We start from the raw sequence: 16122 nt of genomic DNA on the forward strand, positions 1-16122 counted from the left end.
AGTTACGATGGAAAATAAAATTAGAAAAAAAGATATAGCTATTGTAGGAGTTTCTGGTAGATACCCTAAGTCAGATACGCTTAATGAGTTCTGGAAGCATTTAATGAATGGAGAGGAGTTAACTCATTTCTATTCAGATGATGAGTTAAGGGCAGTAGGTGTAAGTGAGAAAGACTTAGCAAATCCAAATTTGGTAAAGGCACAATCTTTTATTGAAGATCCTAATAGTTTTGATTATTCTTTTTTTGGATATACAAAACAGGAAGCAATGTCTATGGATCCTCAAATCCGTATGATGCATGAACAAGTCTGGCTAGCTCTTGAAGATGCTGGATACACTCCTAAGACATATAAAGATAAGATAGGTTTATACCTATCTGCGGCAGACAATATTAATTGGAGAGCATATACTCTTATTGCAAATAATGATCATGTAAATTCATTTTTCTTGAACCAGATATCTAATAAGAATTTTATAAGCACGCTTATATCTTATAATTTAAACTTAAGAGGTCCTAGTTATTATATTGACACGGCGTGTTCAAGTTCTTTAGTAGGAATACATCAAGCCTGTCGTTCTTTACTTATGAGAGAATGTTCTATGGCAATAGCAGGTGGAGTAAGAGTGTATTCAAAAGCATATAAAGGGCATCTTTATCAAGAAGGAATGACAAATTCTAAAGATGGTCATTGTAAAGCCTTTGATAAAGACTCTTCGGGTATTGTATCTGGAGAAGGAATAGGAGTGGTTGTTTTAAAAAGATTAGAAGATGCAATAAAAGATAAAGATCAAATTTATGCAGTCATTCGCTCTTCGGTTGTAAATAATGATGGAAATAGAAAAGTTGGATATACAGCTCCAAGTATTAATGGACAATATGAATGTATAAAACAAGCACATCAAATAGCAGATGTGACACCAGAATCTATAACCTATGTAGAAGCACACGGAACAGGAACAAAATTGGGAGATCCAATTGAAGTAGAAGCACTCAATAAATCTTTTGGGTATAATACCTCACATCAATGTGCATTAGGCTCAGTAAAAACAAACATGGGGCATCTTGATGCTGCCGCTGGGATTACTGGATTTATTAAGACCACACTTGCATTAAAAAATAAAATGCTTCCTCCATCATTACACTTTAAAAATCCAAACCCAGAAATTAACTTTAAATCAGGGCCATTTAAAGTACAAACAGAATTGTCAACTTGGAGACCAGTTAATAATTATCCATTAAGAGCAGGTGTAAGTAGTTTTGGTATAGGAGGAAATAATGCCCACGTGATATTACAAGAAGCTCCTTTAAAAGAGGCTGTACATAAAGATACATCTTATAAACTTCTTCGTTTTTCTGCCCAATCTATGGGGTCATTAAATGCATATCAAGATAAGTTAGTTGCATTTCTAGAAGAGAATGAGAATGACAATCTTAGAGATATGGCATATTCTCTTCAAGTAGGGAGAAGCCAATTTAAGTACAATAGATTTTTAGTCTGTAATTCTCAAGAAAAAGCTTTAGAGGTTTTAAAAGATCCTATAAGTGAAGCTATTTATTCTGGGAAACTAGATCAAAAACGGAAGGTTGTATTTATGTGTACAGGTTCTGGAGCGCAGTATCTTGATATGGGGAAAGATCTTTATGAAAATGAACCTTACTTTAAACAACATATGGATGAGGGGTTTGCGATCATAAAAGAATTGACAGGAGCAGATATAGCAAAGGTGATGTATAAGAAAGAGGTGCTTATTGAGAATGTTGATATAGATAAAAACGAGTTTACACAACCTATCGTATTTGTTTTTGAGTATGCTCTAGCTAGATTAATGATGAAATGGGGAGTTCAACCAGATAAACTTATAGGACATAGTACTGGAGAGTATGTGGCAGCTTGTTTAAGCGAAGTTTTTTCTTTTGAAACAGGACTGCGACTGGTTATTAAACGTGCTTCTTTAATGAATAAAACCCCTAAGGGAAGTATGCTAAGTGTATCTCTTTCTGAAGAAAAAGTAAAAACATATTTAAATGAAAACTTATCTATTGCTGTTGTAAACTCTCCAGAATCTTGTGTTCTTTCTGGAACAGAAAAAGCAATAGATGCACTTGTAGAGTTATTTGAAACAGAAGATATTTCTTGTTCTAAATTAAGAATTTCACTTGGTGGTCATTCATTTTTAATGGATTCTGTACTTGAAGAATTTAAACAAGAATTAGAAAAGGTTACGTTTTCTGAACTTCAAATTCCTTTTGTTTCAAACTTGACGGGAGAATTAATAACCTCAGAAGAAGCGATGTCCTCGCAATATTGGACAGATCATTTACGTAATACGATACGATTTTCAGACGGATTGACTACGTTGTTAAAAGAGTCTAACACCCTTTTTGTAGAAGTAGGTCCAGGTAATACGCTTACGACACTATTTCAACAACAAGAAATGTCAGGTACTAATAATAGTGCTGTAAACTTGATTAGACATCCTAAAGAAGAAGTTAATGATCAAGAATATATCCTTAAAAAGATAGGAGAATTATGGATGAATGGTATTGATATCAATTGGGAAGCCTATTACGGGAATGAAAAACCTTATAGAACATCACTTCCAGGGTATGTGTTTAATAAAACAAAATTACCTGTAAAAGTGAATCCTTTTGAACTCATTAATTTTTCAGAAGAAGAAGCTCCTTCTACGGTAAATCCATTTGTGATAGATACGTTTGATGATGATGAAGCATTTGAAGAAGATATAGATGAAAAAGAAACTCTTTTTATTAATTACGTAGCCCCATCAAATACAACAGAAGAAAAACTTGTTGAGATGTGGGAAACATTCTTTAGTAAAGATAAAATTGGAGTTTTGGATAGTTTCTTTGCGTTAGGAGGAAATTCTTTAAAAGGTGTGACAATGCTTAAGCTCATTCAGAAAACATTTGAAATAGACATTAAAATTAAAGATTTTTATAAAAAATCAACAATAAAAGATCTTGCTGCAGAAATTGATTTGGCAGTAAAACTGATTACTATTCAAGAAGAAGAAAATACTTATAAAACAGTAATTACTATCTAGATATAACTCACTTCTTTTTTCTTTTTCGCTTAAAGCGAAAAACTATACAACAACACTTTTTTTATTAATTATTTGAAGGCAACTCGCTTGTGCTTCTAAAAACGAAATGCAATGGTCGATTTATTAAATGAAATATATCAGAGTAATATAACACTGTCTTTAGATGGTGAAGATCTTAAACTTGGTTTTAAAGATGATGTAATTGATGAGGAACTTATCAAAAAAATTAAGAAAAACAAACAAGAAATTGTTTCTTATTTAAGTAAGTATACACGATCAAATACTAATAATGTTATTCCAAAACTTGGGATTCAGGAGAGTTATGAAGTTTCGTCTAGTCTCCTTAGAATGTTATCATCTATACTAATAGATACAGACACAAAAAGTTTTAACTATGCGGTGCCTAACTCAATTCATTTACAACAAAAAATTAATGTTGTAAATTTTAAACAAGCAGTATATAGTACTATAGAACGGCACGAATCTTTACGTACCGTATTTAGAATTAATGATGAGGGACAGATACGACAATATATTTTAGATCAAGAAGCTATAAATTTTACCGTTGACTTTTTTGACTTTAGAACCTTAGAAAAAAAGAATGAGCAAGTAAAAATCGTTACTAGAAATGATATAGAAAAGCCATTTGATATTGGACAAGGACCTTTATTGAGAGTATATTTATTTCAACTTGCAGAGAGTGAATTTATTTTTTATTGTAATATTCACCATGTAATAAGTGATTCTTGGTCTCTTGATATATTGTTTAAAGATATTTTTGCGTTTTATTCATCTTTTGAGTTAGGTGTAAAAAATGAATTACCAGCGTTAAACATTCAATATAAAGAGTATGCTGCTTGGCAAAATGAGCAGCTTGATAAGGGGCTTTTTAAAAAGGAAGAAGCTTATTTTAAAGATACGTTTTCTGGAGAACTACCTGTACTTGATTTTACAAATAGTAAAACCAGACCGGCGGTTAGAACAGTTAGTGGATTTGCTCTTAAATCGTACTTATCTAAAGAAACTACAACAATGTTTAAAACACTTTGTTCTGACAATGGAGGAAGTGTTTTTATGGGATTACTAGCTGTTTGGAATGTGTTATTATATAAATACACAAATAGTAAAGATATTGTGATAGGGACGTCTGTTGCAGGAAGAGATCATGCAGATTTAAAGGGACAAATAGGATGTTATATTAACTCCCTGCCATTGCGTAATCAATTAGACCCTGAACAAACTTTTAATGCATTTTTTGATATAGTAAAAGAAAATACGCTTAGTGCTTTAGATTGTCAGTTCTATCCTTTTAGTCACTTGTTAGAGCTCATAAACTATAAGAAGGACATGTCAAGATCTCCGTTGTTTGATGTAATGCTTTTATTACAAAATGCAGTAGATAATAGTAATAAATATAATGTAGACAAGACTCAAATAAATGAAATTAAAGAATTAGGTGCAACCTCAGCATTAACAGATCTGGATATTAATTTTATTGAAGAAGGAGACTATTTATGCTGTCACTTGGTATACAATATAGATGTTTTTGAATCTGAATATGTTACCGATTTATTGATGCATTTTAAGCAATTAATAGAGGAAATTGTTTTAAATCCAAATATGCCTATTAAGGAAATTGATTATTTATCTGAAAAAGAAAAAAATGAATTACTAGTAGATTTTAATAATATAACGCTAGAATATGATTCTAAAGCAACATTAATTTCATTGTTTGAAACACAAGTAAAACAAACACCCAATGCAATAGCTTTAGTTGCTGGAAAAAAAGAATTTACTTATGCAGCGTTAGACGAGGTTTCAAGTGAGTTAGCACGCTACATTAATAAGCAATATCAAGTAACCAAAGGAAGTCTTATAGGAATACAGTTAGATCGAGATGAATGGAGTGTTATAGCAATGCTAGGAATTATAAAACTAGGATGCGCTTATGTTCCTATTGCTCCAGATATGCCAAACCAAAGAAAAGAGCATATCGTATCTGATACTCAGTTAGAACTCTTGATTACCACAACATCCTATATGTTTGATCTAGATTTTTATACAGGAGCATTAATGGCAATAGATATAGGTTTTGATGCTAGTGATTGTGATGAAGTAGTTCTTGATGTAATGCCTAATGATCTTGCATACGTTATATATACATCTGGTTCTACAGGACTCCCTAAAGGAGTCATGATAGAACATGGTCAAATTGTAAATACAATCCTTTCTCAAATTGATTATTTTAATTTAAACGAAAGTAATAGAGGATTACAGTTTGCTCCTTTTTCTTTTGATGCATCTGTATGGGAGACTTTTATGATTATTTTATCTGGAGGAAGCCTTTATGTCGTTGCAGAAGAGCAACGTAAAGATGTAGATACACTGACAACATATATCAAAGAGAACAAAATCAACATTGCTACATTACCACCTTCTTATTTAGCTTTAATTGATATTGATGATTTACAACAGATAGATACATTGATTACTGCGGGTGAAGCACCAGATTATGAAATTATAAAACCGTATTTAAACTATGGAACATATTATAATGCATATGGCCCTACAGAAACTAGTATTTGTGGTACAATATTTAAAATGCCAGAAACCAATACACTAGCGTATCGTACAATTCCTATAGGGAAACCAATATCAAATGCCAAAATCCTTATCCTAGATGAACATAATAAATTAGTACCAGTAGGTGTAATAGGAGAAATATGTATAGGAGGTACTGGCGTTGCGAGAGGGTATCTTAATAGAGAAGAATTAACTCAAAGTAAATTCATAGAAAACCCATTTAATGCACAAGATAGATTATACAAAACAGGAGATTTAGGGAAGTGGACTAAAGAAGGAAATGTTATTTATATAGGACGTAACGATGAACAAGTAAAGATAAGAGGACATCGTATAGAACTTAGCGCCATAGAACAACAATTATTGTCTAATGAACAGATAGATGAAGCCGTTGTTATTGTGCAAAAAGATGATCAAGGAAATAAAGAATTGATCACATATATAGTTGCTACAGGAGTAGTAGTTAATACCGGGGAATTAAGATCTTTTTTATCAAAAATTCTTCCTGAGTATATGTTGCCACATAAGTTTATACAACTAGATCAAATACCACTTACAATTAATGGAAAGGTTGATAAAAAATCGTTGTCAGAAGTACATAATACGACTACAATAGAAGAAGACCAAACTTATGTTGCCGCAACTACTTCTGAAGAAAAGTTATTAGTACGTGTATGGGAAGAAGTTTTAAATAGAGAAAATATAGGAATTAAAGATAATTTCTTTAGCATAGGAGGTGACTCTATAAAATCAATACAAATTGTCTCAAAACTTAAGCAACATGGATTTGTTCTTAAAGCAGGAGATATTATATCAAACCCTAAACTTGAAGACTTAGTACCATTACTGCAAAAGAATGATACAATCGTTGACCAGTCAGAAGTAGAAGGAGATGTTATATTAACACCTATTCAGGAATTTTTCTTTAACAAGGTAGAAAACAAAATTTTTAATGCTCCTCACTACTATAATCACACGGTATTACTCAACACAGAAGATAGGGTAGAGCCTACAGTTTTAAGAACCTGTATAGATCAATTGGTACAACATCATGATGTACTTAGAATGATATTTCCTGTAGAAAATAATGTAAGAAAACAATATAATAAGAACAGCTTAGAAGAAAATTATACGATACATTTCTATGATTTACGAGAAGATGATGATCATTTAATGAGCATTAGAAATATTGGAATAGAATTACAATCTTCTTTTGATCTTTCTCAAGGTCCTTTAGTAAGAATAGCCCACTTTAGATTAAAAGATGGTGATCGTATAGCTTTTATCATTCATCATTTAGTAATTGATGGGGTTTCTTGGAGAATTTTACTACAAGACTTTGCAGATTTATATCAGCAAGTTAAAGAAGGTAAAGAGTATAAACTCCCATACAAAACAAGTTCATATCAAACCTGGGCGAGTGAGTTAAAGAGATACGCTCAGGAACTTAAAAAAACAGAAGAACTTACCTATTGGGAATCTGTATGTAAACAAAGAGGGAATCCACTACGTAATATTGGATCAGATGAGATATATAAACTTAACTGTGATACAACCACGGCGATGATCTTGGATAAAGAGACGACAACACTTTTACAAACATCGGCACATTTGTTATACAACACACAGATAGATGATGTCATTTTAACCTGCTTAGGACTTGCTATTAAGGATACGTTACAAAGAGATCAAATAACGATCCAAATGGAAGGTCACGGAAGAGAAGAGATTATAGATACCATTGATATAAGTCGTACTGTAGGATACTTTACATCGTTTTATCCTTTTGTGCTAGATGTCTCAAAAAATGATACTCTTGAAAATTTAGTAAATGTAAAAGAGGACTTGTTAAGTATTCCTAATAAAGGAATAGGATATAGTGCTTTACGATTTTTAAATGATGACATAGATTTGAATACTACATTTGATTTGGAGTATAATTATCTTGGAGATTTTGGCTATAATGTTTCGTCAGAAAGAGATTCGGTATTTACATATGGATCTGAAAGTATAGGAGGAAACTCAAGTTCAGAAAATCACAATAATTTAGGATTGAGTGTCGTAGGAATGATTTCTTTAGGAGAATTAAAAATGAGTATAGGATATTCTTCTTTCCTTTTTGAAAAAAACGCTATAGAAGCATTATCCACTTCATTTAAAAACCACTTAATTACATTAGTAAATGATCTAACGGTTTTAAGTAAAGACCAAAGTGCAATTTCTGAAAATGTATTTAATAAAGAACAAGATTTTCCAGTAACACCTAACCAAAGTTTTATTGTAGGTAAGAGTATGTCGCAAGGAATCATAGGGCCTATAGTCACTCCTAAATTTGCTTCAAAAGAAGAATTCTTAAAAGCATTTGAGTCATTCATAACTGCATTTCCAATTCTGAGAACACAATTTTATAAAGAAAATGAACTTGTAAAACAACGCGTGTTACCTGCATCTGAAGTCTCTATTACGATTCATGAAGAAACCCAATTAAATCAAGAGAAACTCACTTCTTTATTATCAGAACCTTTTGAAGTAATAGGAGGGGCATTAATAAAAGTACTTCTTATTCAAGATGTAGTAAATCAATCGGATCAGAATTCTTATATCTATTTGAGTATTCATCATGCACTTACAGATGCTTTTACAAATACGATACTACTTGAAAATTTAAGAGCATATTTTAATGATACACCTATACAAACTGGGTATACGTCATATTTTGAATTTGCAACCTGGCAACAATCATATTTGCAATCTGCAGTCGCTAAGGAGCAAAGAGACTATTGGTTAAAAACCTTAAAAGATATCGTAACAAAGGAGATTACAAATAAGGAACCAGCTGTATTAGAAGATTGTGTACAACAAACCGCTTGGATTACAGGTGACACCTTTAAGAATCTTTCAGAAATTATAAGAAAGACAGGGTTAACATCATCTGCATTTTTTACAGCCATTCACCAATTGCTTCTTTCTAAACATACTGATTGTGCATTGCAATTAATTTTAGTGCAAGCAAGAGAATTAGGAACTCAGGAAATAGAGAGCCATAAAGTGTTAGGTGTTGTCAATAATTTTTTACCAATACCCGTTGTGCAACCTTCTCAGCAAACAAATAGCACCTATGTAAAAGAAGTGTATAGTAACTATATGGAAGCACTTATGCATCAGCAAATCCCTTATGAAGTGCTATGCAAAGATATGGAGCATACCCATCAAGTTTCGGTAGAAAACGAAGTAGGAGGTCTCCTTAATTTTATTAATAACGCTGGAGAAAAACAGTTTGCAAATCCAGTTGTAGAAAACAAAATAACGTATTCTAAAAATGACTTCACACAAGGAGTAGATTTAGTTTGTAATATCTATTCAAATGCTGTTGAGATAAGTCTCTCTTGTTCTCTAGAAAAATATAACACATCATTTTCTGAAGATTTTAATTTTAAGGAGCACTTACTCAACCTTTCTGAAGCGTTAATCTAGAAGGTCTATTAGAGACATTATACTAATTCTTACTGGGTACGCTTTCGCGAAAGCGTATACAACCACTCAATAATTTATAGAAACTTATAAGGGATATATCCACTTTATGCGGAAGATTCTTGTGCCTGTTTTTATAGCCTATTATATCACAAAAAAATAAAATTTATTAAATAAAAATCTAAAATTAGAACTCATGGAAATACAAAATGATGATTTAGTATACATTAAAAAAAATTTAGCAATCGAACCTTTGGTAGACAACTGGTATGCATGGCCACATTTGGTGTCACCAGCTACTGCAGCAATGAATATTAAAGACAGACATTTAAAAATCATGGGGTCATATGTTCAAAACCCAATGATTCATGCAGCGGCAGTAAAAACGCCTAAAATGTTAGGAGGTCCTTTTATAGATTATGATGGAAAACGTGTAGATGAAATTCAAGCACTCATTGATAATACAAATGATCAATGTGCTAAACTTTTAGAACTAAGAGAAGATGTTTTTGCACTTAATGAGATGCTTAATAAAGAGGCCAAAGGATATGCACTTACAGAACTATATAATAAAGTACCAGAGAGTTTACAAGGACTTGTAGAATTAGTATATGATATAAATAACAATCCTTCTTTTCGCTTTTTTGAATCATTATTATATGAAACAGAATATTATGATGAGTCTCTTCAAAGTTTCAATTTGTTTTTAGTGCATGATGATGATTCAAGATCATTTGTATTAAGTACACCAAAATTACCAGGTGATGATATCTTAAGAGTCAACTTACCTTTTAAAAGTGAAAAAATTGATGAGTTATTTGAAATGGAAGATCATCCTAAAACATTTGGAGAGATTACAGAAATATTTGATATTGCTTTAGAAGATATTCCTTTATTTAAATCCTTCTTTACAAAAGAGAAGTCTAAAAAGTATGAGCGTTATACGGGTGATGGTGTGCTTACAAGATATTTTGGACATGCATGTATTCTTACAGAGACCAAAGACACAACAATACTAGCCGATCCTTTAGTAAGTTATGGGTATGAATCTGATATATCACGATACTCATATGATGATTTACCAGAATCTATAGATTATGTATTGGTAACTCATAATCACCAAGATCACATTCTTTTTGAAACTTTATTACGATTAAGACGTAAAATTAAAAACATTGTAGTTCCAAAAAGTAATGGAGGATTTCTTCAAGATCCAAACCTGAAATTAATGTTTGAAAGAATAGGATTCACAAATATTATAGAACTAGGAGAGATGGAAACTATTCATTTTGATGATTGTTCAATAACAGGATTACCATTTGTAGGAGAACATTGTGATCTAGATGTACGAAGTAAATTATGTCATCACGTAGCATACAAAGATGGATTAAAAGTATTATTTGCAGCAGATTCCTGTAATGTATCTCCAAGACTTTATGAACGCATTCATAAAGTGATGGGAAATATAGATGTTATTTTCTTGGGAATGGAATGTGAAGGAGCGCCATTATCTTGGTTATACGGTCCTTTAATGCCTGAAGTTTTATCCAGAGATAAGGATGAATCTAGACGACTAGCAGGGTGTAATTTTGAACAAGCAAAAGCACTTGTAGATGTTTTTAAACCTAGTGAAGTATTTGTATACGCTATGGGCATGGAGCCTTGGCTTAAATACATAAGTTCTATAAAATATACCGATGAGTCTATTCCTATTGTAGAATCAAATAAGTTATTGGACTACTGTATTGCAAATAATATAGAGCCAGAAAGACTTTATGGAGAGAAAATTATTGAATATAAAAATGAGCTTGTTCTTGCATAAGCTGTTTTAGCTTATGTGTTCATAAATAGCGGTTTATGTGCTGTTATTTAAAAATAAAAAAAATAAAAATAATTGTTAATACTTAATTAAGAAATCATGTTAAAATCAATATTCATAAATGCATTTGTATTCTTATGCATATCCTCCATATCCGCCCAGTCCCTCACTCAATTGTCAGGGACGGTTTCTGGAGAAGATCTAAACGATAAATTAGCATATGCTTCTGTTATTGTAAAGCAGGATACGCTCCTTGTAGAGGCTGTGATCACTAATGATAAAGGAGACTTTAAAATTAAAGATATCAAAGTAGGGGCGTATACTGTAGAGGTTCAATTTTTAGGATTTGAAACGTATACGTCTCCATTAACGGTAGATGGTTCTAAATCAAAAATTAATCTTGGAACAATACAGTTAAAATCTGATGTCACTTCTCTTGAAGAAATTGTTGTTACGGGAGAAACTTCTCAATTATCATTAAAACTAGATAAAAAGGTATTTAATGTTGGGAAGGATTTAATTTCTCAAGGAGGATCTGCAACACAAGTACTGGATAATGTTCCGTCTGTTACAGTTGACCCAACCGGTGCTGTAAGTTTAAGAGGCAATAGCAATGTCCTTATTCTTATTAATGGACGCAAATCTGGACTAGCATCTACCCAAGGATTAGAACAAATTCCTGCAGAAACTATAAAGTCTGTAGAGGTAATCACAAATCCATCAGCACGTTACGATGCTTCTGGATCTGCAGGAATTATAAATGTAGTTCTAAGAAAGAACACAAAAGATGACCTAAGCGGAAGTGTAACCTTAGTCACTGGAACTCCTGCAGATCATAGAATCTTAGGAAGCCTTAATTATAAAAAAGGAAAGTTTAATTTGTTTTCTAATGTAGGGATTCGTTATTCTGATTATGTAGGGCTTAACACTAGGGATCAGCAAAGTACTGTAGATGGGAATAATCTTTTTTTAAGCCAGAGAGAAGATCAAGATAGGCATGATGATGGAGGCTTACTGTATGTAGGGTTGGATTATTTTATAAATGATAAAAACACAATTACAACAGCATTTTATAGAAATGATACAAAAGATACAGATGAAAATACATTAAATTTTGATTTTTCAGGAACTGGCACTCCAGATACACGTATTCAAACAATAGGAAATTCAGAAGAAGAGAGGAGTTATAATCAGTTTGAGTTTAACTACACAAAAGCTTTTGAGAAACCAGGTAGGAAATTTACGGTAGATGTTCAATATGATTTTTGGGATAGTACTAAGGATTTTAATATTGCAAGAAGAACAGTTATGCCAGATGCTGGAGACGTGTCAATTATAAATACAAGATCAAATAGAGAAAATGATGATGTTGTTATACAATCTGACTTTATTACTCCCTTAAGTGAAACGGCAAATTTTGAAGTAGGAGTTAAGGTAGAAGATAGAGTAGTATCTACAGACTTTGTTGCAAATGAAGAAATCGCTGGAGCAATAACTCCTATAGATGGTTTTAATAACGGATTAGATTATAAGGAACAGATACTAGGGGCATATGCACAGTATGGTAATAAAATAAAGAAGTTTAGTTATTTATTAGGGTTAAGAACTGAGTATACAGATATTGAAATTAAAGATCAAAATACGGGAGGTGTTTTAACGGATAGTACCTATACAAGGTTATTTCCATCTGTAAACTTGAGTTATGTTCTGTCAGAAAAAACCACAGCACAATTAAATTATAGTCAACGTATCAATAGACCTAATTTATTTCAGTTAAATCCTTTTGCGGAGCTTCTCGATTTTAACTCACGTATTTTTGGTAATATTAATCTAGTGCCTTCTTACACAGACGCTGTAGAGTTAACTCTTATACGTAAAACAAAAGGTCTAGTTATTAATCCTTCTTTATATTATTCAAAAACGACTAATAACTTTCAATACTTTACAACACAAAATGATGAGGGAGTTTTTGAAACTGCGTTAATAAACCTTGATGAAGAAACACGATTTGGTCTAGAAGTCTCAGCTCAATATGCTCCTATAAAATGGCTAGCTCTTATGGCAGAATTTAATGCCTATAGCTTTGATCAAAAAGGAGGGGTAGGGACAACCAATTTAGATTTTTCTAATGAGACTTGGACAGCAACATTATTAAGTCAAATTAGATTACCAAAAAAATTCACATTTCAAAGCAAATTTGAATACCAAGCTCCTGTGAGTGATGCGCAAACTAGAGCTAGGTCGTTTTATTACTTGAATATGGCTATAGGAAAATCATTATTTAATAATAAAGGAAGAATAACATTAGGTGTTAGTAATATCTTTAATACACGAGAATTAAGAGAGAGAACTGTTGGTGATGGATTTATCGTAAACCAGTCGACTAATTTTAATGCAGCGAGATGGAATCTTAATTTTAATTATAGATTTAATAAAGGAAGAAATAGAAAGGAAAATAAGAGTAATAGACAATAATAATGCTAGCATATATGCTACAGACTAAAACAGTGAGCTATGTATTCAAATCAAAAAATACAGATATTTTTATTGCATTTTGCAGGAGGAAGTTGTTACTCTTTTGATTTTCTAAAAAGTGGTCTTCAAAATAATTTTGAGTGTCATGCCTTAGAACTTCCAGGGAGAGGAAAAAGAAATCAGGAGGACTATCTTTTTAATAAGATAGATGCAATTCTTGATTATGTGGCTCAAATTAAGAGGTTAAGAAATGATCAACCTTATATTATTTATGGTCATAGTATGGGAGCTACTTTAGGGCTTTCTGTTGCAAAAAAAATGGAAGAACATCTAGATGCTGCAAATATATTGGTCGTTTCTGGAAATCCAGGACCAGGAGCAAATCAGAAAGATATACAACGACATGCCTTAAGTGATCCTGAATTTAAGGAGGAACTACGATCTTTAGGGGGAGTTCCCGAAGAAGTTTTAGAAAATGAAGATTTGTATAATTTCTTTAGTCCCATTATGAGAGCAGATTTTGAGATTCTCGAAAAGAATAGAGATTCGGAAGTAGGTCTTGTTATTAATACTCCAATTTTTGCCATTATGGGAGATCAAGAAGAAACCGTAGGGGAGATCGAAAATTGGAAAATGTATACGAGTAGGAAATTTGATTGCCAAATTGTATCAGGAAATCATTTCTTTATTCATAGTCAAGTAGAAACTCTAACACAAATTATTAATGAATGCGCTATGTATTCATTACTTAATGTATAGCGTAGTATTTGTATAACAAGGTGCAATGTGTACATAATATCTTCTTTATGAGATAATGATGCATCTTGTTATGCTTTCGCGAAAGCGTAATATCCAATCAAAAATTAGATCGAGTTAATAGATACCTTACTAAGTAGGGCAGGGATTTATTTGTAATTTTTTAAAGAATAGACATGGGAAAAAAAATATCAGAAGTTAGTAGTTCTAGACTTATACCTATAAAACCTATAATAGGATACTCTTTACTAGCCATAGTTTCAGGATTATCAGGGTTTGCATTTATAACAATTATTAATAAAATTATAAGTAACTCTATTACTGCTACAGAAACAATATCGATGCAAGACTATCTATATATGTTTATAGGTGCTATTGTTATCTTTTTCATTTCACGTAGGTGGCTTGCAGGTGGTATTATAGGGCTATCTCAAAAAATATATTGGGATATTAGAAAGGATGTGATAAAACTTATTCTTAAGGCTCCTTATAGAAAACTTCAAGAATATAAAGATGAAGTATATGCTACATTAACGACAGATGTAAATCATATCACCAATGCATCATTAATGATCATTACATTTTTTTCTTCAATTATTCTTATAATAGCTTGTTTGGTATATATGGCATTTTTGTCATTAAAATTATTGGGAGTTAGTGCGGCAGTAATAGCTATTGGAGTTTTAATATATGTAATCAGATCAAAGACGAGTAATGCACAAATAAAAGAAGTAAGAGAATTAGAAAAAACATTTATAAATATTTTTAATAGTATTCTTAATGGATCAAAAGAGATTAATATCAATGCAGATAAAGGAACTCAAATTTATGATCAAAAGCTATTAAAAGTTGCAAGCACTGGAGAGACTAAATTTGTAAAAGCACTTTTAAAATACCTCAATAGTGAGATTATAAGTCAATTATTATTTTATAGTCTTATCGCATTTATTCTTGTTTTTGCAGGTCCGATATTTCAAACACCTATTGAGGTTAAAGTGAGTTTTATATTTGTTTTATTGTATTTAATGGGACCTATAGTAAGTGTCATGACAATTGTTCCAGTGATGAATAGAGCTTTAGTATCTCTTAAAAAGATGGAAAAGCTAAAGAAAGATCTCACAAAGATTGAAAAAATACAACAAGTTGATAATAAAGAGAGGTATCGAGATTTTTCAAATTTAAAAATAAAGAACTATTCATTTTCTTATGGAGAAAATCAATTTTCAGTTGGCCCTATTAATTTGGATGTTTCTAGGAACGAAGTTGTTTTTGTGTATGGAGGTAATGGAGAAGGTAAAACGACTTTTATTAATACAGTTTTGAATCTTTATAATCTTGATAATGGGGAAGCTTATATAGATGGAGAGTTAATTCCTCTAGGAGAGTTGGAGAAAATAAAAAGTCTTTTTGCTCCTGTTTTTAGTGATTTTTATCTCTTTGATGAATTTTATGGAATACCACATGTAGATTATGATAAAGTACATGCATATTTAGAACTATTTGAGTTAGAAGAAAAGGTATCTATAAAAGATGGATATTTTTCTACAACCGACTTATCGACAGGACAGCGTAAACGATTGGCTTTAATCAGTACCTTATTAGAAGGTAGACCTATTATAGTGCTTGATGAATGGGCTGCAGATCAAGATCCACATTTTAGACATAAATTTTATACAGAAATTATTCCTATTCTAGTTCAGGAAAATGATAAAACAATTATAGCTATAACACATGATGATAGATATTATGATGTGGCAGATACGCTACTTAAGATGGAATATGGTAAACTAGAAAAAACAAATGTCTCAGAGCTAGCAGCAATCTTTTGATAGCATTAAAAAAAGACTGAAACCACTCCTTTTTATTTTTATAAATACTACTAATACCTTTTTATTACAGATGGTAGAAGTGTTTTATTGCCCTACATATACTTTGCTCAATAAATTAATAA

The 16122-nt window shown here is 31.6% G+C and carries 6 protein-coding genes; all 6 read left to right on the forward strand.

What is annotated here, in order from left to right:
• Positions 1 to 7: 7 nt before the first annotated feature.
• The 6 genes from ABJD27_RS14505 to ABJD27_RS14530 all read left to right on the forward strand — a co-directional run bounded on the left by ABJD27_RS14505 (position 8) and on the right by ABJD27_RS14530 (position 16000).
• The gene (locus tag ABJD27_RS14505) at positions 8 to 3067 is read left to right on the forward strand and encodes a beta-ketoacyl synthase N-terminal-like domain-containing protein (protein WP_348167638.1); all 3060 of its coding nucleotides are present in this window, start codon (positions 8 to 10) and stop codon (positions 3065 to 3067) included.
• Positions 3068 to 3178: 111 nt separating this feature from the next.
• A complete protein-coding gene (locus tag ABJD27_RS14510; RefSeq protein WP_348167641.1) occupies positions 3179 to 9124 on the forward strand; it encodes an amino acid adenylation domain-containing protein in 5946 nt (1981 codons plus the stop codon).
• A gap of 193 nt (positions 9125 to 9317) precedes the next feature.
• Positions 9318 to 10943 carry an MBL fold metallo-hydrolase gene (locus ABJD27_RS14515; RefSeq protein WP_348167644.1) on the forward strand — a complete coding sequence of 542 codons (1626 nt, stop codon included), beginning with the start codon at positions 9318 to 9320 and terminating at the stop codon, positions 10941 to 10943.
• A 96-nt stretch (positions 10944 to 11039) separates the two neighbouring features.
• The gene (locus tag ABJD27_RS14520; protein ID WP_348167647.1) at positions 11040 to 13415 is read left to right on the forward strand and encodes a TonB-dependent receptor; all 2376 of its coding nucleotides are present in this window, start codon (positions 11040 to 11042) and stop codon (positions 13413 to 13415) included.
• 39 nt (positions 13416 to 13454) lie between these two features.
• On the forward strand, positions 13455 to 14174 hold the full coding sequence (locus ABJD27_RS14525; protein WP_348167650.1) for an alpha/beta fold hydrolase: 720 nt from the start codon (positions 13455 to 13457) through the stop codon (positions 14172 to 14174).
• 173 nt (positions 14175 to 14347) lie between these two features.
• Positions 14348 to 16000 (forward strand): cyclic peptide export ABC transporter, encoded by a 1653-nt coding sequence (locus ABJD27_RS14530; protein ID WP_348167653.1) that lies wholly within the window; start codon positions 14348 to 14350, stop codon positions 15998 to 16000.
• The last annotated feature ends 122 nt before the right edge of the window (positions 16001 to 16122 follow it).

The organism is Dokdonia sp. (genome assembly GCF_039945015.1).
Taxonomy (GTDB): Bacteria; Bacteroidota; Bacteroidia; order Flavobacteriales; family Flavobacteriaceae; genus Dokdonia.

Coding starts and splice junctions, on each gene's coding strand:
- ABJD27_RS14505 (WP_348167638.1), top strand. CDS start 8: ATGGAAAATAAAATTAGAAAAAAAGATATAGCTATTGTAGGAGTTTCT.
- ABJD27_RS14510 (WP_348167641.1), top strand. CDS start 3,179: ATGGTCGATTTATTAAATGAAATATATCAGAGTAATATAACACTGTCT.
- ABJD27_RS14515 (WP_348167644.1), top strand. CDS start 9,318: ATGGAAATACAAAATGATGATTTAGTATACATTAAAAAAAATTTAGCA.
- ABJD27_RS14520 (WP_348167647.1), top strand. CDS start 11,040: ATGTTAAAATCAATATTCATAAATGCATTTGTATTCTTATGCATATCC.
- ABJD27_RS14525 (WP_348167650.1), top strand. CDS start 13,455: ATGTATTCAAATCAAAAAATACAGATATTTTTATTGCATTTTGCAGGA.
- ABJD27_RS14530 (WP_348167653.1), top strand. CDS start 14,348: ATGGGAAAAAAAATATCAGAAGTTAGTAGTTCTAGACTTATACCTATA.